The 18,124-nt window shown below is 30.7% G+C and carries 14 protein-coding genes; 5 read left to right on the forward strand and 9 right to left on the reverse strand.

Translation table 11 applies throughout. The features are described 5' to 3' along the window. Positions 1-2: 2 nt before the first annotated feature. Positions 3-3,227 carry a PD-(D/E)XK nuclease family protein gene (locus tag CR532_RS03325; protein ID WP_108729388.1) on the reverse strand — a complete coding sequence of 1,075 codons (3,225 nt, stop codon included), beginning with the start codon at positions 3,225-3,227 and terminating at the stop codon, positions 3-5. Between the two features lie 4 nt (positions 3,228-3,231). Beyond that, on the reverse strand, positions 3,232-4,677 hold the full coding sequence (locus CR532_RS03330) for a nicotinate phosphoribosyltransferase (RefSeq protein WP_108729389.1): 1,446 nt from the start codon (positions 4,675-4,677) through the stop codon (positions 3,232-3,234). A 179-nt stretch (positions 4,678-4,856) separates the two neighbouring features. On the opposite strand from CR532_RS03330, the gene zwf reads away from it, so the two are divergent. The 3 genes from zwf (at position 4,857) to CR532_RS03345 (ending at position 9,354) form a co-directional block, all read left to right on the forward strand. Then, positions 4,857-6,290, forward strand: coding sequence for a glucose-6-phosphate dehydrogenase (gene zwf, locus CR532_RS03335; protein WP_108729390.1), 1,434 nt, complete (start codon positions 4,857-4,859; stop codon positions 6,288-6,290). Positions 6,291-6,552: 262 nt separating this feature from the next. Beyond that, positions 6,553-7,923, forward strand: a complete 1,371-nt coding sequence (locus CR532_RS03340) for a Na+/H+ antiporter NhaC family protein (protein WP_108729391.1) — start codon at positions 6,553-6,555, stop codon at positions 7,921-7,923. Positions 7,924-8,013: 90 nt separating this feature from the next. Next, a complete protein-coding gene (locus CR532_RS03345) occupies positions 8,014-9,354 on the forward strand; it encodes a Na+/H+ antiporter NhaC family protein (RefSeq protein ID WP_108729392.1) in 1,341 nt (446 codons plus the stop codon). 48 nt (positions 9,355-9,402) lie between these two features. On the opposite strand, the gene CR532_RS03350 is transcribed toward CR532_RS03345, so the two are convergent. The 5 genes from CR532_RS03350 to ylqF form a co-directional block, all read right to left on the reverse strand. Further along, the gene (locus CR532_RS03350; protein ID WP_108729633.1) at positions 9,403-10,419 is read right to left on the reverse strand and encodes an ABC transporter substrate-binding protein; all 1,017 of its coding nucleotides are present in this window, start codon (positions 10,417-10,419) and stop codon (positions 9,403-9,405) included. Positions 10,420-10,467: 48 nt separating this feature from the next. Beyond that, positions 10,468-11,259, reverse strand: a complete 792-nt coding sequence (locus CR532_RS03355; RefSeq protein ID WP_108729393.1) for an ABC transporter permease — start codon at positions 11,257-11,259, stop codon at positions 10,468-10,470. 9 nt (positions 11,260-11,268) lie between these two features. Continuing rightward, positions 11,269-12,072 carry an ABC transporter permease gene (locus CR532_RS03360; protein WP_108729394.1) on the reverse strand — a complete coding sequence of 268 codons (804 nt, stop codon included), beginning with the start codon at positions 12,070-12,072 and terminating at the stop codon, positions 11,269-11,271. Positions 12,073-12,074: 2 nt separating this feature from the next. Beyond that, entirely contained in the window at positions 12,075-13,121 is a 1,047-nt protein-coding gene (locus CR532_RS03365) for an ABC transporter ATP-binding protein (protein WP_108729395.1), read from the reverse strand. A 92-nt stretch (positions 13,122-13,213) separates the two neighbouring features. Continuing rightward, the gene (ylqF, locus tag CR532_RS03370) at positions 13,214-14,059 is read right to left on the reverse strand and encodes a ribosome biogenesis GTPase YlqF (RefSeq protein ID WP_108729396.1); all 846 of its coding nucleotides are present in this window, start codon (positions 14,057-14,059) and stop codon (positions 13,214-13,216) included. A gap of 144 nt (positions 14,060-14,203) precedes the next feature. Between ylqF and CR532_RS03375 the strand changes: the two genes are divergently transcribed. Both CR532_RS03375 and CR532_RS03380 read left to right on the forward strand, forming a co-directional pair. Then, positions 14,204-14,899 carry an N-acetylmannosamine-6-phosphate 2-epimerase gene (locus CR532_RS03375; protein ID WP_108729397.1) on the forward strand — a complete coding sequence of 232 codons (696 nt, stop codon included), beginning with the start codon at positions 14,204-14,206 and terminating at the stop codon, positions 14,897-14,899. A gap of 45 nt (positions 14,900-14,944) precedes the next feature. Further along, positions 14,945-16,489, forward strand: coding sequence for a PTS transporter subunit EIIC (locus CR532_RS03380; RefSeq protein WP_108729398.1), 1,545 nt, complete (start codon positions 14,945-14,947; stop codon positions 16,487-16,489). Between the two features lie 52 nt (positions 16,490-16,541). On the opposite strand, the gene CR532_RS03385 is transcribed toward CR532_RS03380, so the two are convergent. Together CR532_RS03385 and CR532_RS03390 are read right to left on the reverse strand one after the other, a co-directional pair. Then, positions 16,542-17,519, reverse strand: a complete 978-nt coding sequence (locus CR532_RS03385) for an alpha/beta hydrolase (protein WP_108729399.1) — start codon at positions 17,517-17,519, stop codon at positions 16,542-16,544. After that, entirely contained in the window at positions 17,516-18,061 is a 546-nt protein-coding gene (locus CR532_RS03390; protein ID WP_108729400.1) for a ferric uptake regulation protein, read from the reverse strand. The genes CR532_RS03385 and CR532_RS03390 overlap by 4 nt, the downstream gene beginning before the upstream one ends. Positions 18,062-18,124: the final 63 nt, after the last annotated feature.

Consider the following 18,124-nt stretch of genomic DNA (forward strand, 5'->3'; position numbering starts at 1 on the left):
GGTTAAATTTTAGGCTTCATGAATTTAGCGTAAAAGGTTTGAAGTAAATTTTTTAAGTTTTCATCTATGTTTAAATCGTTAGCATCTTTAAATCTGTTATAGTATGGGCACCATGTTATATCTTGTTGTTTAAGAATGAATTCCATAGCTTTAGTAGTGGCAATGCTTTTTTTTGGGTATTCTATTTGTGTTTTAAGTACTATTGGGAATTCGTTTATATTTTGTGCTTTAATTAGACTTTTCTGTATTAAATCTTTATAAATGGGAGTAGGGTAGCTTGAAATATATGCTATCTGTTTTAGTAGATTTTCAAGGTCTAGTGAGTTTATTTCTGTATGTTTATATTTATTATCAAGTGATAGTTTAGAAGTATCATAAGATATTTTTATTTCGTAAATTGCGTCTATATTTTCTATTTCACTTTTTAACATTAGTGCTATGATATATAGATCTATTTTTCTGATAGTGTTGTCTTTACTGGAATCTTTTTTTTCTAAGCGTAAGTAAAAATAGCTGTTATTAACTTTGTATATATTTTTAAGTTTTCCATTCAACTTAAATTCTAGTGTTTCACCTTCAAAGTTAATAGGAATGCTTTTATGTAGTGTGATATCAGACGCTTTCATTCTGAAAAATTCTGGGAAATTTATTTCAATATTATTTTTGATATCATTAAATTTTATTATAAATTCTTCTTTTATGGCTTCTTTTTTGGTGTTTAGAGGGAGTATTCCTCTTTGGATTTGGTTCTCAACTATACTATCTATTCTTTCTAGCATGTAATGTTTGTTGACTTCATCTTTAATGCATTCGTGTATTGAAAAAAAATTGTTCAGTAACTTATAGTTAAAATTAAAAATATTTATAATTTGTTCTTCTGATTTTTCCTTGATTTCACTGATTTGACTTATATCTTTGATATATACACTTAATATTTGTTCGTAGAAGTACTTGTATGAGTTAGTTACAGCTTTATTGATATCTTCTATTCCTAGTGTGAGTTGACCTTTGAGTTTGAGTCTTTTCTGTTTAAATTTTGAAGTGTGATCATTCCTTAGTGATTTTGCAATACGGAAAGCTTCTGTGTCATAATTTATTAAATAATTAGCTCTGTCATCTTTAAAGTATTCAAAATCGTAATTTTCATTTGGGTGTATTTCAATTTTGAAGTTTTGACCCATGTTATTTATGTAATTTACTATCTTATTTATTACTTTAGGTTTATTAATATCTGGATTTACAGATTTGTTTAGTGAATAATAGAAATAAAACCTATTCGATGCTGCCAAAATAATGTTAATTAAATTTGAAATATTGTCTTTTTCTAGATTGGCATAATCATAATATTCATTGAGTAAGTCCATGTTATCAAAATTAATGTTTGAATTTAGTTGATCAGTTCCCAAGAAGTGTATTTCGGATTTTTGTAGATATTCAATTTTATCAGAACTTGCAACAAGTATGCCTGTATTTTGAGTGTTTGTTTGATATGATTTTTGTTTCATGCTTTCTTCTAGCATTATTTTGAAAAGTGCAAATTCAACCTTTTTATCTTTAACTTTTGCCATGTAGTCTTTATAAAGGTTTTCATTAAAATCTCTTGAAAAATTTTTAAGGTATTGTATTCTTGTGTTTATGTATTCATCAATTTTGTCATCAGTTTCAAGTTTGATGTAATTTTTTATAAAGATCTCTATTATTTCTGCCCATTCATATATTGTGTATTCTCTTCCTTTAAAATACATTATATCCTCGTATAAGCTTCTTATTATGGTTATTAATTTTATTATTGAATTTGAATCTTGAAAGCTTATACTTTCCTGAAAATTTTCACTTTCGTATTTTTCATTAAAAATTTCAGACATTAAGAATCTATTAAAACCATTTTCCCATGAATTTAAAAAGTTTGTATCATATGATAAATTTTCTTTATGAGTATCATTCATTCCAAAATTAATATTCACGATGTCGCTAAATTTTATTAAGTGTTCTAATTCACTACTTGAGATATTAAATTTATTCATTACTTTTGTGTTACTTAAAAATTCAATTATTTCTTTTCTGTTAAAATTACTAATTGTCCCTCTGTTTGAAATAAAGAGATTCATTAATTTCTTTAAAGCGATTACGCTTTTACTTTTTGAAATGTCTTTAGAATCTAGCACATTAAATTCAAGTTCATATTTATTTAAAAATTCTTCTATGTATGGTACATACATATCCATATCTTTTGAAAGGCAAGTTATCGCGATATCATTTAGTTTTAAATTATTATTTTGTGTTGAATATAAAATGTTATTTACTAGAATTTCTACTTCTCGTTTTTGTGTTTTTGTCTCTATTATTTTAAAACTATTATCTAAGTTCAATAGAGGAGTGTTTATTATAATATTGTTTTTAAAACTTGCTAAGAAATTTTTCTCTTCAAAGATTTGAATATCCGCTTCTTGTTCTACTTGCGTTTCTATGTCGTATTTTTCCACTTTGACTGGTATTAATTCTTCTATTAGAGAAGATTTGTATTGAGTTATATCTTCGAAAAGTAATTCGTATATTGTGAGTTTGAAAATTTTTTGTAAGCAATATAAGATCTTTCTGTCAATCTCTCTAGTTTCGCCAATAATTATTATTCTTTTTGTTTCAATGCTTTTTGGGATGTCTGTTGTTTCTTGTACTAGTCTGTAATACAAATCGAGAATATTGATTTGATCCTCAAATAGTTTTTTAAACATGTCTCTTTGCATTGATTCATATTGAGCCTTAATTTTATCTTTAAATAAGAGACTATTTTGCTGCCAGCTTTCAAGTAATTTAAAGAATTTGGAGTAATATTTGTGAATTAAAGTTATTATCTTTGATGCAAAGAGATATCTGTTTTTTGTTGATGTGAATTGCTTAATATTTTTCGTTTTGTTTTCTTTGAGTATATTATACAGAATGAATTTTTCTGTCTCGGAGTAGAGAAGTAAAGTATTGTTTTCTAGAAAATTTTTGATATTTTGGTTTTCTATTGAAAGTTCATATATCATTTTCATTATGTTTTGTTTTATATTAAGGTTATATGAAACTCCATTAAGAGCTGCTAGATATTTTTTGATTTGTGCATCTAGGATATTGCTTTTTAGAATGATGATGGTTTCTTTCTTAAATATGTCATCATTTCTAATTAACTCTTCAATTTTATTGTAAATTTTACTTACTTTGTTTGTTTTGTATATTTTGTACATAAGTTCATAGCATTTTGCTTTCTTGAGTTAGTTTGTTCCTTAAGTTTTTTAAGTTTTCTGTAATGCTTACTTTATATATATGTGGATTTATTATTCTCTTGTATGTGTGATCAAGGCTTTTAAGATCAGTTTGAGCTCTTTCTCTTATATGCCCTAGGTTTGCTTCGCAAGTGAGATGAATTTTGTTATTTTCAAATATAATATCCATTAGAAATTCGAAACTTTCATAAGTTTTTATTTCTTTAAATATATTTTCTTGTAGAGGGTGAAAAATTGTAAGTTTCTTTTTTAAATTTAACATTGCTTTTATTTCTTCTTCTTCTTCTTTTAAGAAGATTAGATCAAAAATCATTTGTTCATTTGAGTATACTCTAGCGATGCCTTTTTGAGAGGGTAGGGTTGACTTTTCAATGTTATTTGACATTTTCATCTTAGAAATAAATTTACCATCTTTGTTGATAGATATCATTTTATATACGCCTGAAAGGTTGGGATCGCCCTTAGCGGTAACTAAGTTAGTGCCTACACCCCAAAAGTCAATGGGTGCATTAATTGATGTGAGGTATCCAATAATCTCTTCGTCGAGTTCGTTGGATACAATAATTTTTACCTCACATAGCCCATTCTCATTAAGTTCTCTTCTAACTTCTTTGCTTAAATATTCAAGATCGCCGCTGTCGATTCTAACAGAGAAATTTTGACTACCTTTGAGCTTAAGTGCTTTAAAAACCTTGATTGCATTTTTAAGACCACTATTTAGGGTATCATAAGTATCAAGTAGTAAGCTTACATTATTTGGATATATTTTTGCATATTCCCAAAAAGCTTCTTCCTCACTGTCGAAACTCATTACCCAACTATGAGCCATTGTTCCGGTAACTGGGATATCGTATGCATATCCGGCAAGCACATTGCTTGTAAAATCAGCACCACCTATGTATGCAGCTTTACTTGCCGAGAGTGCACCATTGATTCCTTGAGCTCTTCTGAGACCAAATTCAGCTAGAGTTTTAGCACCAGCTTCTTTGATTCTTGCTGTTTTTGTTGCAATTAGACTCTCAAAATTTATCGTGTTTAATACTAATCCTTCTATAAGTAAGAGTTCAATTAGATTCCCTTCGATGATTAGTATGGGTTCATAAGGAAAAACGATTCTTCCTTCTTTTATTGAATTTATTTTTATGTTTAGTCTGAGTGTTCTTAGGTATCCTAAGAAATGCTTGTCAAAATAGTTTAGGCTTTCTAAATATTCAAGTTCTTCTTCTATGAAATGAAATTCTTTTAAGATATTAGTTAATGTCTGGATTCCAGCTAAAATTATGTACCCATTTTTAAATGGGGTTCTTCTAAAAAACATTTCAAATTGCGCTTTTGGATTGATGTTTTTTATGAAATAAGCATTCATCATTGAGAGCTCATAAAAGTCTGTAAATAGTGCTAAATTTTTCATCCTCTATATTATACACTAACTCAATAATTTGTTTTTTAGGATTTGTTGGTATGTATATTAAATTTTATTAAGTTTATTTTATTTAAATTGAATTAAAGTAAGTATCACTGCTTTTGAGGAGAATTGTATCATAGGTTTTGGTTTTACAATAATAGTATAATTGTTTATTGGAGATATTTATGAGGGAAAAGAATGTATCTAATTTTGATATTGTGATATTTGGAGTTACGGGGAATTTGTCTAGAAGGAAGCTTATTCCTTCTCTTTTTAATTTGTATAAAGATGGTTATATTAGCAATTTTAGGATTATTGGGTTCTCACGCAGAACTTTTACTGATGAGGGGCTGAGGCTTTATATTAAAGATTCTTTGTGGCAAGAAGAGGCTACTGCTTTAGTTGATGATTTTTTGAAGTTTTTTGTTTATTTGTCAGGAGATTTTAGAGAAAAAGATACTTATGCTAAATTATTTGACCTTCTGGATGATAGGGAGAGGTTGTATTACCTTTCAACCTCACCTGAATTTTATGAAACAATAATTGCAAATTTAAAACCATATTCATTTAATGATGCACTTGCCTTTTCAAAAATTGTTCTTGAAAAGCCTTTTGGTAGTAGTCTTGATACAGCTAGGTATTTAAACTCGCTTCTTTATTCTGTTTTTAAGGAGGAACAAATCTATAGAATAGATCATTATTTGGGCAAAGAGACTGTTCAAAATATTTTTACATTTAGATTTGGGAACTCTATTTTTGAGAATATTTGGAATAATCGGTATGTAGATTTTGTTCAAATTACAGTGGCAGAGGAAGTTGGAATTGATGGCAGATTTGAGTATTATGATTCTACTGGTGCCTTAAGAGATATGTTTCAGAATCATATCTTGCAACTTTTAAGTCTTATTGCAATGGAGCCACCTATTGGGTTTAATTCTGATTTTATTCATGATGAAAAGGTTAAGGTTTTAAAAAGTTTGAAAAAGCTAGGTAAAGGGGAAATTGAACAACGTATTGTTAAAGGGCAATATGTGTGCTCTCGGGTACAAGGGGTTTTAAAAAAAGGATACAAAGAAGAAGCTGAATTTTTGAAAATTTCAAATACTGAAACTTATTTGGCGATGAAACTGTTTATTAATAACTGGCGTTGGTCAGGAGTTCCTTTTTATATTAGAACAGGGAAAGCACTTGCAAGGAAATTATCAGAAATATATATTCAGTTTAAAAAGCCCGATTTCACTATTTTTAATACTAGTTTGAACAATCTTTCAAATGCTTTAATTTTTAGAATTCAACCAAGAGATGGTATCGAGATTAAGTTTAATACTAAGCGTCCAGGATATAATTATGATATGCAGGAAGCCAATATGGAATTTTCTTATCATTCTTCATTTAATAAATTTTTTGGTGAATCTTATGAGCGATTACTTCTTGATGCTTTTTTAGGTGATAGGACTTTATATGCTCGTAACGATGAAATTGATAGTTCTTGGGAATTTGTCTCAGATATTCTAGGTAAGTGGGAAGATATGAAAAATTGGGATTATTTTTATGGATCAGAAGGACCAGTTGAAGCAAATATGATTTTAGAAAGGGGTCATTTTTGGCGTAAGATCTAGACATCAAATCTAAATAGTTGATTTTTCTGCTTTAACTAATTTTAGAAATGCATTGCCTTAGTTTTGTTAGTGCAAGAGTAAGCATAAGCTTGAGATAACAATATGATTTTAGCTTTAATTGATAATTTTTCCCTTCTTTATTAAATTCCTCAAATATTAACTTATTTGTGATAAAATTACAAAAATATATCTATATTTTAAGCATGTAAGTAATTAAGGTAATCTAACTTACTCTTTTTGGTGTATATTTGGGGGGTATTGTATGAAGAATATTGACATTTATGTTAAACCAAGGTTTTTAGGACTTTTGCCTTTTATTGTATTTGTTGTGATTTATTTGGGTACTGGAGTTTATTTGGAATTTAGAGGTGTGGAAATGGCCTTTTATCAGCTTCCTGCAAGTGTTGCTATGTTGATTGCATCTATTACGGGATTTTTAAGTTTTAAGGGAAAATTTGAAGATAAAATTCATACTTTTGTTGAGGGCGCTTCTCAATATGATATTATTTTAATGTGTCTTATTTTTTTATTAGCAGGGGCTTTTTCTACTCTTTGTAAAGAAATAGGTAGTGTTGAAGCTTTTGCGAGTATTGGTCTTAGATATGTTGGGACTAGATGGGTTGTTTCAGGAATATTTTTAGTTACTTGTTTTATTACCTTTGCAGCAGGAACTTCTGTTGGAGCTATTGTAACTATTGCTCCAATTGCTTTTGAAGTTGCAAATAGGAGTGGTGTTAATCTAAGCTTAATGGCAGCTGCTGTGATGTGTGGTTCTGTGTTTGGCGATAATCTATCTTTAATATCAGATACAACTATTGTTGCAAGCCGTACTCAGGGAAGTAATATTGTAGATGTTTTTAAAGCTAGCGTTGTTTATGCCCTACCAGCAGCTATACTTGCTTTTTTTGGGTTATATGTTATTTCAAATAAAATATCTAATATTGATTTTATTTCAAATAACATCAATAATGCTGAAGTTTTAATTGATAATCCATTAAATTTGATTAAAGTAGCTCCCTATTTTGTTATTGTGGTCTTGGCACTAACGGGTTTAAATGTTTTCTTTGTTTTATTTGTAGGTATTGTTATTGCAAGTGTTATTAGTATTTTTAATGCGAACTTGCAATTTTTAGATGTAATGAAAAAGATTAGTGAAGGTTTTTTAGGAATGGGTGACTTAATTTTCCTATCAATACTAACAGGAGGAGTTTCTTTTATTGTAATTAGAAATGGAGGGGTTAGTTGGATTTTGGTTAAACTTAAAGCTTTAATACGAGGGAGGAGTTCTGCAGAGTTTGTAATTGCGTCTCTTTCTTCTGTTGTTGATGTTTTGCTTGCTAATAATACAGTTGCTATACTTATTTGCGGCAAGGTTGCAAAAGAAATATCTATTGAGAATAATATACCGCCTCATAGAAGTTCTTCTCTTCTGGATATGTTTTCTTGCATGTTTCAGGGACTTATTCCGTATGGTGCTCAAATGATAATTTTGGTGAGATTTTTTGATGGTTTTGTTTCACCTATCAGTATTATATTATTTTCAATTTATCAGCTATTTTTGTTGCTTTTTGTGATTTTATCTATAGTTGGTCTTGATATCAAGAGCTTTGTTTGGTCTTTTGATAGGCATTAAAAGCATTAAATTGGCTTCAGATTTTTAGATTTTAGAAGATCTTTTTACTAGGAGGACGTAATTGTATCTAAATTATTAGGAGGTTGAAAAATGAGTAATAGTAATTATATAAAGCCAAGTTTTTTGGGGCTTGTTCCCTTTCTTGTTTTTATTGTTGTTTATATTGGAACGGGAGTGGCTTTAGAAATTCAAGGAGTAGAGCTGGCTTTTTATCAGATGTCACCAATAGTTTCTATGCTACTAGCTGTGGTTATAGCATTTCTTTTGTTTAAAGGATCATTTGCAGATAAAATAGATGAATTTATTGCAGGGTGTGCACAGTCTGATATTATATTTATATCCTTAATATTTATGATTTCAGGTGCTTTCTCGGCTGTTTGTAAGGAGATAGGAAGCGTTGAAACTGTAGCGAATATTGGACTTAAATATATACCTTCTAATTTATTGGTAGCAGGTATATTTTTAATATGCCTTTTTCTTTCTACTTCAACTGGCAGTTTTATGGGTACTGTTGTAGCTATTACTCCGATAGGACTTGAGATAGCAAATAAAAGTGGACTTCCATTAGCAATGGTTGCTGGAGCTGTTCTTGGAGGCGGTGCATTTGGGGATAGTATGTCTTTAATATCAGATACAGCTATCATTGCAAGTCGTACCCAGGGGGTTAAGATTAGGGATGTTTTCAAAAAAGGTGCTTCCTTTACATTTCCTGCAGCTGTTCTGGCAGCTATAGCATTTGCTATTTTGGGATCTTCTGCTGGCAATATTGAGGTTGGCGTTCAACTTGGTGAGGTACATTATTTAAAGGTTGCCCCGTACCTTTTTGTTGTAATTTTTGCGTTTTTAGGGGTAGATGTATTTTTAGTTTTATTTTTTGGTATATTGATTGCAGGTGGTATTGGTATTTTTGATGGCGATTTAACTTTACTTGTTATGACTCAAAAGATTAATGAGGGGCTTTTAGATTTAAGTGACATGCTTATACTTGTTATTTTCACAGGAGGGGTTTCTTATATGACTATTAGGCATGGAGGTTTTGAATGGGTTTTAACTAAGTTGAAGCATTTAGCTAAGTGTAAGATGAGTGCCGAGTTTACGATTACTTTTTTAATAATGATGGTAACAGGATTTGTTGCAAATAGTGGTCTGGCCATTTTGGTTAATGGGCCTATTACTAAAGATATATCTGAGGCTAATTCAGGATGTTCTAAGCGTTGCGCGGCATTACTTTCGGTGTCTTCTTGTGCTTTTATTGGCGCCTTGCCATATAGTATGCATATGATTAGTGTAATAAAGCTTGCGGAGGGGGTGATATCCCCCTTTGATATCATTCCGTTTTTGTTTTATCAAGCGTTTTTAGTTGTTATTATTATTTTATCTATAATTATTCTTGGATTAAAAGAACGTTTGTTACGTTTTGCTAGAACTTAAAGAGTAAAACCTTGTCTCTGAAGGATGTGTTCTAAGAGATTTTACTTATTAGGATGCTAATTCTACATATATTCTTAGCTGTTCTTCTTTTACTTCTTTTGGTATCGCTTTAAATACTTCATATTTCGAAAAATCTTTTGGAATAAATTTTTCTTCCAAATATAAATTTATTTCAGGATTACTCTGAGATTCGCTCTTTAATCGAATTGATACATTCTTGTTTGGTGAATTATATCTTGTTGCTTCAAAGTTTGCATAGGATGCTTCATTCTCATATAGGAAGTTTATGAATTTATAAGCAAGTTCTTTGTGAGGTGCATCCGATGGAATTGCAATTGCATCAATCCAAAGATTTGTACCCTCAGGCGTATAGAAGTCTAGGTTTGGATCTTGCTTCATTGCAGCTTGAGCTTCCCCACTCCATGTTAGTTGAATTGATGCTTCACCATTAAGTATTAGTGACTTTGCAGCAATATCTGAAAAATATCCTACCAATAAGGGGACTTGTTTTTTTAATATCTTTCCAGCTTCTTTTATTTTAGATATGTCGTGTTCGTTAAATGAATAACCAAGTATTTTAAGTGCGACGCCAATGTTTTCTTTTGGAGAATCTAGCATTGCAATTTCCTTGCTGTATTTTTCATTAAATAAAATATCAAACCCATTCATATCTTTTATATCTACTTTTGTTTTGTTATAAAGTATTCCCATTAGACCCCAAAATATGGGTATAGAATAAGTATTGCCAGGATCATATTCTAGGGATTTCAGTTCTTCTAATATATGATCTCTTACATTTGGTAATTTTGAATGGTCTAGTTTTTCAATCTTATTTTCACTTGCTAATTCGTTGATCAAATATTCTGATGGAACTATTATGTCATAATAGCCTTTTGTATTGTTAAATTTTGCCATCATTTCTTCGTTATTATTGAAAACTTCATAATTTATTTTGATATTATTTTCTCTTTCAAATTGGGATAATAAGTTTTCATCAATATATTCTGCCCAGTTAAGGACATTGAGGGTACCTGTTTTCTCTTCAGAAGAACAAGAGAGCACCATTAAAATTATTATTGAAACTAATATTTTGTTCAAAAGTAAACTCCTTTTCTAAATTTCTGTGTCTGCTGTTAATTTTTTAATTCCTACAAGTTTATTAATACCAAATAAAAGACAGAGTATTACAAAAAATAGTATAGAAGAAATTGCATTTATTATAGGTTTTATTCCTCTCTTTGTTAAGGAATTGATAAGTATTGACAAGTTGTTAAACCCTTGACCTGTCGTAAAAAAGGATATTAAAAAATCATCAACTGACAATGTAAACGCAATAAGACCACCCGTAGCCACGCTTCCAATTATTTCTGGATATATTATGTTGCTAAATATTTGACTTTCTGATGCACCAAGGTCTCGAGCTGCATCAATAATGTTTTCCGGAAGTGAATATAGCTTGGGCAGAATTGTTATTACTACATAAGGTGTTGAAAAGATTACATGTGACATTAGCATTGTAGAGAAACCAAGTTGCATCTTGATAAAAGAGTAAAATGTCATTAAACTAATGCCTGTTACAATATCAGGATTAATTATTGGTATTTTGTTTATTGATAACAAGATTGTTTTTATTCTTTTGTTTTTTGTTTTATAAATACCATAAGCACCCAAAACACCAATTGCTACAGATATGAAGGATGATATCGTTGCTACTAATAGGGTATTATATATTACTGTTTTTACTTGCTGCGACGCAAAAACTTCTTTATACCATTTTAAACTAAATCCTTGCCAAAAAAAGCCATTATCCCCTGCGTTAAAAGAATAAACTACAAGAATTAGTATGGGCGCATAAACAAATCCAAATGTTAAGAATAAAAAAGTGTTTTTTAGTATTCTAAGCATATTAATATCCTATTCCACATTATTTTTTTGCATCAACTTAAGTATTGTTAAATTAAACATTAATATTACTATCATGACAATAAATGAAATGGCAGCTCCAGTATGCCAATCTTCTATGAATAAGAATTGTTTTTCAATTAAATTTCCTATTAAAATTTGCTTAGAGCCACCCAAAAGATCGGAAATAATAAATACTGTAATTGAGGGAATGAATACCATTATTATTCCTGTTGCAAGATATGACAATGTTAATGGTAATTTTATGTATAATAGTATTTGCCACATTCTTGCTCCAAGGTCTCTTGCAGCTTCAATATATTCAGATCTTATTTTTAAAAGTCCTGTATATATTGGCAAGACCATAAACGGCAAAAAATTATATACCATACCGATTATTACGGCTTGTTCATTGTAAAGCAAGTCTGCATTGTCAAATCCCATTATATTAAGCAAGTTATTAATGATTCCATTTTTTCCTAGTATCCTTATCCAAGCATAAGTTCTAAGTAAGGTGTTGATCCACATAGGAAGTATTATCATTATTATGAGCATATTTTGGACGCTTTTTTTTGATATTGATATAAACCATGCTGTAGGATATCCAATTAGAATGCAAAAAATGGTTGCAATTAAGGCAAATTTTATGCTTCTTGAGAAAATTCTTAAGTAGCTTGGTTCTAATAGCCGGATAAAATTTGCAAAGGTAAGTTCGTTGTGCTCATTAATGAATCCTAGAGTTATTATTATTACTAGTGGGAAGATGATAAATATTAACAAAAATAGAACATATAATAATAAAGTTAATCTCTTCATAGTTATTGTTCCTTGCGCATTACATGAATATCATCGGGTTCTAAGAATATATCAACTTCTTCACCGACTTTTGTAAGCTTTGTGCTTTGAACTAACCAGTTAGATTTGTTAATCGCTAGCGTCATTTCGTAATGTACACCTTGAAATATTGCTGAGGTTATAACGCCACTTAAATGTCCTTTACCTTTAGGAAGTATTTTTACATCTTCTGGCCGTATTACAAGATCAACGGATTCTTTATTTTTAAACCCTTTGTCAAGACATTTAAAATCTTTACCAAACATGTTAACAACAAATTCTTTCTCGTATGTTCCGTCAAAAATATTGCTCTCGCCAATAAAGTCAGCTACAAATTTTGTTTTGGGTTCATTGTAAATTTCCTCAGGTGTGCCAATTTGAAGGATTACGCCTTCATTCATTACTACTATTCTGTCGCTCATAGTTAAAGCTTCTTCTTGATCGTGCGTAACATAAATAAAAGTTATGCCAAGCTTTCGTTGAAATTTTTTAAGTTCTCTTTGCATCTCTTGTCTCATCTTTAGATCAAGAGCTGAGAGTGGTTCATCTAATAGTAAAAGCTTAGGTTCCATCACTATAGCTCTTGCAATAGCAACTCTCTGTTTTTGACCACCTGACAGTTCATTTATATTTCTGTAGGCGTATTTTTGCATGCCAATTAAAGAAAGTGCTACTTTTACCTTTTCTTTAATTAAATTTTTGTTTGTCTTTTTCATTCTAAGACCGAATGAAATGTTGTCAAAAACATTCATATGTGGGAAGAGTGCATAGTTTTGAAATACAGTATTAATCTCTCTTTTATTGGGAGTAATTTTTGAAATCTCTTTTGATAGGAAGTAAGTTTCGCCTTCATTTGGATTTAAAAATCCGCCCAGTATTTTAATTAGTGTTGTTTTTCCGCATCCCGATGGACCAAGTAGAGTAATGAATTCGTTTGTTTTAATTTTTAAATTAATTGTATCTAGAGTTTTATTACTACTATCAGTGTAGTAATGACTTAAGTCTTTAATCTCTAAGATATAACTATTCAACTAATGGAACCCTCCTTTTTTATGCGTGGTGTTAATTAATTATATGAGACTAGATTATACTTTATATTGATATTTATGTAAATGATTTTTATTTAGTGTTGTGACTTTTTTATATCAAGGATGATTTTTCCGAATTTGCCCTCTCTGTAGTCTTTTATTAATACTTTTGATGCTCTTTCAATGTCTATTTCGTGGTTTTTATTTATAAAACCCCTTGTTCTTGCAAATTCTTCTAAAATTTGCAGTGGATCTGTTGAGGATATATTATATCTATCTAGGAATTTATTTTTATTATTTGTATGCATTTCGTTAATTAAGTATAGTGATAGTTCTGTATTGTCTATTATTTCATTTTTTATCATGTCCAAGATTGCAAGTTTTTTTGCAGTCTCTTGGTCTTCTAAATTGTGCCATAAGATACCTGGCATATCGAACATGTTAATCTCTTCATTTACTTTTACTATTTGTATATTTTTTGTGTGACCTGGTTTATTTGCAACGCTTGTGCTTTTTCGCCCTACTAATAGATTAATTATTGATGATTTACCAACATTAGGGACACCCACTACTAAAACTTTTATTTTTTCTGTGTAAGTTCTAATTTTCTTCACATTTGCTGTTTTTTTTATATTGCCTATTATATGGTTTCTCATTCCTTTTTTATATATGTTGGTAATGATTACATTATTTCCAAGTGTTTCAAAATGTGCTTTCCATTTCAAAATTTCTCTTGTTTGTGCAAGGTCTGATTTGTTTAAAAGTATTATTTTGTCCCTTTGCGCATTTCTAATTATTTTTTCAGTTAGTGGATTTTTGCTACTAAGTGGGGCTCTAGCATCAATTATTTCTAGGACAATGTTTGTTCTCCTAAGGTTTTCCGTTATTAATTTTAGAGCTCTTTTCATGTGGCCAGGGAACCAGTTGATTTTATTTGACATGTTTAAATTATAGTTTAATTTAAATAGATATAAAAATTTTTGTATTGTTATATTCTTAGAGTTATGGTGAATTGTATTTTTTAAAAAAAGTATAGTTTATAATTTAAAATTATTATTAAAGAATGATTTGTAGGAGGTTTTGATATTATTGGAGAGATTAAAAGAGGTTTAATTGTTTCTTGTCAAGCTCTTGAAAATGAGCCATTACATAGCAGTTTTATTATGTCTAAGATGGCCTTAGCAGCTGAGATGGGAGGGGCAATTGGAATTAGAGCTAATGGCGTTCTAGATATTAGCAAAATAAAAACAGAGGTTAGTTTGCCTATAATAGGCATTATTAAGAGAGTTTATAATAATTTTCCTGTTTTTATTACGCCTACTATTAAGGAAATTGATGAACTTTGTAGTGAGGGAGTTGATGTTATCGCTCTTGATGCTACTCTGAGGGATCGCCCTGATGGGCTTTCGTTGTCTGATTTTTTTAATAAAATTAAGGAAAAATATCCCCAGCAACTTTTAATGGCAGATATTGCTTCCCTAGAAGAGGCTATTAATGCGGATAAACTTGGATTTGATTTTATTGGTACAACTTTGCATGGATATACAAAGGATACTGAAGGATTAAATATTGCAGATGATGATTTTTCCTTTTTAAAAAATTTGCTTAAGTACAATTTTAAATCAAAATTAATAGTTGAGGGGAAAATTGATACGCCTCTTAAAGCTAAGAGGAGCTTTGAATTAGGAATTTCTTTGGTTGTTGTAGGCGGGGCTATTACTAGACCTATGGAGATTACGAAAAGTTTTGTTGAGAAAATAAATGAAGTTAAGGAAATTTGAGAATATTTATAAGGTTAAGGAACCTTTTTATTTATAGGAGTTTTTATGGGAAAATTTTTTGAGCAGGCTCAAAAATTTGGGCGTTCTTTTATGTTGCCTATTGCTATTCTTCCTGCAGCAGGATTATTTTTAGGTATTGGAGGAGCGTTGTCGAATCCGGCAACTGTTAGTGTATATTCTTTTCTAGATATATTTTTATTGCAATCAGTTTTTAAAATAATTAGTGTGGCGGGTGCTATTATTTTTGTTAATTTGGCTCCGATATTTGCCATTGGAGTTGCAGTTGGGCTTGCAAAATCAGATAAGGGAACAGCAGGACTTGCAGCTTTTATTGGATATCTTGTTATGAATGCTACTATTGGTATTTTAGTTGATATGTCAGGGAAAGCTGAGGTTCTCTCAAGTGGATCTGTTGGAACAATACTTGGTATTAAAACTTTGGAGACAGGTGTTTTTGGGGGAGTTGTTGTTGGTATTCTAGCTTATTATCTTCACAATAAGTTTAACAAAGTTGAACTTCCAAAAGTTCTTGGATTTTTCTCAGGTTCTAGGTTCATACCAATAGTAGTGTCTTTTTCAAGTATTCTTCTTGCTGTGTTTATGTTTGTTTTTTGGCCATTTATGCAGTCTGGGATTGGCAGGATAGGTGTCTTGGTAGATGCGACAGGTTATATTGGTACTCTTATTTACGGTGTTTTTTTAAGAATGCTTGGTCCTTTTGGGCTTCATCATATATTTTATTTGCCGTTTTGGACAACTGGTCTTGGTGGTTCTGAAATTATTGATGGTAGGTTGATTGAAGGAACTCAAAACATTTTTTTTGCTGAACTTGCGGCTCAAGGTACTGATAAGTTTTTTATTGGGACTAGTCGTTTTATGAGTGGAAGGTTTATTACCATGATGTTTGGATTGCCTGGTGCAGCTCTTGCACTTTATCGTCTTGCAAAGCCTAGCGAGAAGACGAAGGTTTTCGGACTTTTGCTTTCAGCAGCCTTGACTTCCTTTTTAACGGGCATTACAGAGCCTCTTGAGTTTTCTTTTCTCTTTGTAGCACCGATCCTTTATGTTGTGCACGCTGTATTTGATGGGTTTGCATTTATGCTTTCTCATATTTTGGAAATTACAATAGGCCAGACTTTCTCTGGCGGATTTATTGATTTTATTCTTTTTGGGATTTTGCAGGGAAATTCAAGGACAAATTGGATCTTAGTTCCAATGGTAGGTATTTTGTGGTTCTTCCTATATTATTCTACTTTTGTGTTCTTAATATCTAAATTTGATTATAAGACACCTGGGAGAGAGGATAATGCAGAATCTAGCGATTCGGCTCTTTCTTCTGAAAAGAGCAAGTATAAAACTGTTGCTTCTCAAGTGATTGTGGGTCTTGGTGGTATTGATAACATTGTCGAACTTGATTGTTGTGCCACAAGACTTAGAGTGACTGTAAAAGACCCTCTAAAGGTTTTAAAAAATACTCTGGATAATACTGGAGCAAAAGGAGTTATTGTCAAAAATAATGGGATTCAGGTGGTTTATGGTCCTGGAGTTACAGTACTTAAGAATGAAATTGAGGAAATTCTTGAAAATTAATGATTCCGAATGCTTTTTTTGAATAAGTGGTATGCTACTGTATACCACTTACCTATTTGATATTTTTGATAAAATCAACTGCATATTTTGTTAAGTAAGATGTATTTTGGGCACTTCTGTAGCTAGCATTTCCTGCAGGAACATGAGAGTGAGTACTCTCAAGAAGAATCATAGGCATTACTTGTTTTTCCCCTTTATACTCGTTTATAAATTGACTTATTCCCTCAGAGTCCACCGTAGGATCGCAAGGTGAGTAGATTATTGTTATGGGTATGTACATATTATCAAATCTATGTAGATTGATTAACTTAACAAGACCCATCATGGCAATTATTGAATCGACTTGTTGTATTTTTGAATCGAATTTTTTAATCTCATTATGTTCTATTCGTTTTTTTTGTCTTATCTCAGATTTTTTGTATCCACCTGTTATGAGATATGCAATTTGTCGTCCCCAAGGATAGTAGATTAAGTTTGTTCTTCTGTCTTTAGGATAAATATTAGGTGACACTAAAACAACAGAGTGTATTTCGCTTGAGTAGCGTTGTGATGCCCAAATAGCACAAGCTCCACCATTAGAGGTTCCAATAATTATTAATTTTTCTCCTATTAATTTTCCAATCTGAATAGCCTCATCGATATCTTGAAGCCAGTCTTCGGTCTTAACACCCTTAAATGCATCCTTGTCGGCAATTCCATGTCCCTTAAGTCTTGTGTAGAAACTATTTGCACCCAATGCTCTAGCGATGTTGTGTGGAACAGGGTAAATTTCATTTTTGGATGCCCCAAATCCATGAATGTATACTACCGAGTATTCTGTTTTTTCCTTGTGTCTATTCCATATAATTTCTTTTATTGTATTGTTTTCTAGGTTAAACTTAGATTCCTCAGTAAGTAAGTATTGATCAAGATCTTCAAGTTTATCCGGGATTTTGATTTTTGTAAATTCATTCTTAGATTTTACTCTTGGTCCCATTATTATTAAAAGAAGTAAGAAGATAAAGATGAAAATGGCATTTTTGACATTCATAAATTGTTTCCCTTGTGGTTAGAGTCATAATGCGCGTTAAGATTTTCTTTTTGATCTTTTTGAGATTTCTGGCAGCAGTTGTTACATGCTCCTGAGTAAATGATTTCAATAGATTTAGTTTTCCATGCTTCGCCAAGTTTGTCTTTCAGAATATCTTTTATGTCATCAAGTTGTATAGGGTAAACTTGATTGCATTGATTGCATTTAAAGTGAGCTATTGTAGAAGACAAACTTAGATAAAATCTTGTTTCTTTTTGGTCAGTCGTTTTTATATCTTTAAGGATATGGCGTTCTTTGAGGATATTTAGTGTATTATACACTGTTGCTTTTGATAAACTTGGTATTTCTTTGATTAGCTTATTGTAGATTTCTTTTGCTGTAAAATATTCTTTTGGATTTGACGCTATGTGTAAAATTATTCTATTCCTTGAATGAGAGGCTTTCATTCCTAACTCTGTTGTTAATGATTTTAGCAAGACAGGGTCATTAGTAATTCCCACTTTTTCCAAAGTGGAGTGTACTTCTATAGTGTTGTTATTCATATAATACCCTTTATTGTTTAAGATTAAGTACTTTAATGTCCTTATAAAAATAATTCTATAACG

Origin of the sequence: Candidatus Borreliella tachyglossi, from assembly GCF_003076595.1 — a bacterium.
In the GTDB taxonomy this organism is placed as follows: Bacteria; Spirochaetota; Spirochaetia; order Borreliales; family Borreliaceae; genus Borrelia; species Borrelia tachyglossi.

Excerpts from the sequence above, each read along its gene's own strand:
- CR532_RS03325 (WP_108729388.1), bottom strand. The coding sequence starts at position 3,227 with ATGTACAAAATATACAAAACAAACAAAGTAAGTAAAATTTACAATAAA.
- CR532_RS03330 (WP_108729389.1), bottom strand. The coding sequence starts at position 4,677 with ATGAAAAATTTAGCACTATTTACAGACTTTTATGAGCTCTCAATGATG.
- zwf (WP_108729390.1), top strand. The coding sequence starts at position 4,857 with ATGAGGGAAAAGAATGTATCTAATTTTGATATTGTGATATTTGGAGTT.
- CR532_RS03340 (WP_108729391.1), top strand. The coding sequence starts at position 6,553 with ATGAAGAATATTGACATTTATGTTAAACCAAGGTTTTTAGGACTTTTG.
- CR532_RS03345 (WP_108729392.1), top strand. The coding sequence starts at position 8,014 with ATGAGTAATAGTAATTATATAAAGCCAAGTTTTTTGGGGCTTGTTCCC.
- CR532_RS03350 (WP_108729633.1), bottom strand. The coding sequence starts at position 10,419 with ATGGTGCTCTCTTGTTCTTCTGAAGAGAAAACAGGTACCCTCAATGTC.
- CR532_RS03355 (WP_108729393.1), bottom strand. The coding sequence starts at position 11,259 with ATGCTTAGAATACTAAAAAACACTTTTTTATTCTTAACATTTGGATTT.
- CR532_RS03360 (WP_108729394.1), bottom strand. The coding sequence starts at position 12,072 with ATGAAGAGATTAACTTTATTATTATATGTTCTATTTTTGTTAATATTT.
- ylqF (WP_108729396.1), bottom strand. The coding sequence starts at position 14,059 with ATGTCAAATAAAATCAACTGGTTCCCTGGCCACATGAAAAGAGCTCTA.
- CR532_RS03380 (WP_108729398.1), top strand. The coding sequence starts at position 14,945 with ATGGGAAAATTTTTTGAGCAGGCTCAAAAATTTGGGCGTTCTTTTATG.
- CR532_RS03385 (WP_108729399.1), bottom strand. The coding sequence starts at position 17,519 with ATGAATGTCAAAAATGCCATTTTCATCTTTATCTTCTTACTTCTTTTA.
- CR532_RS03390 (WP_108729400.1), bottom strand. The coding sequence starts at position 18,061 with ATGAATAACAACACTATAGAAGTACACTCCACTTTGGAAAAAGTGGGA.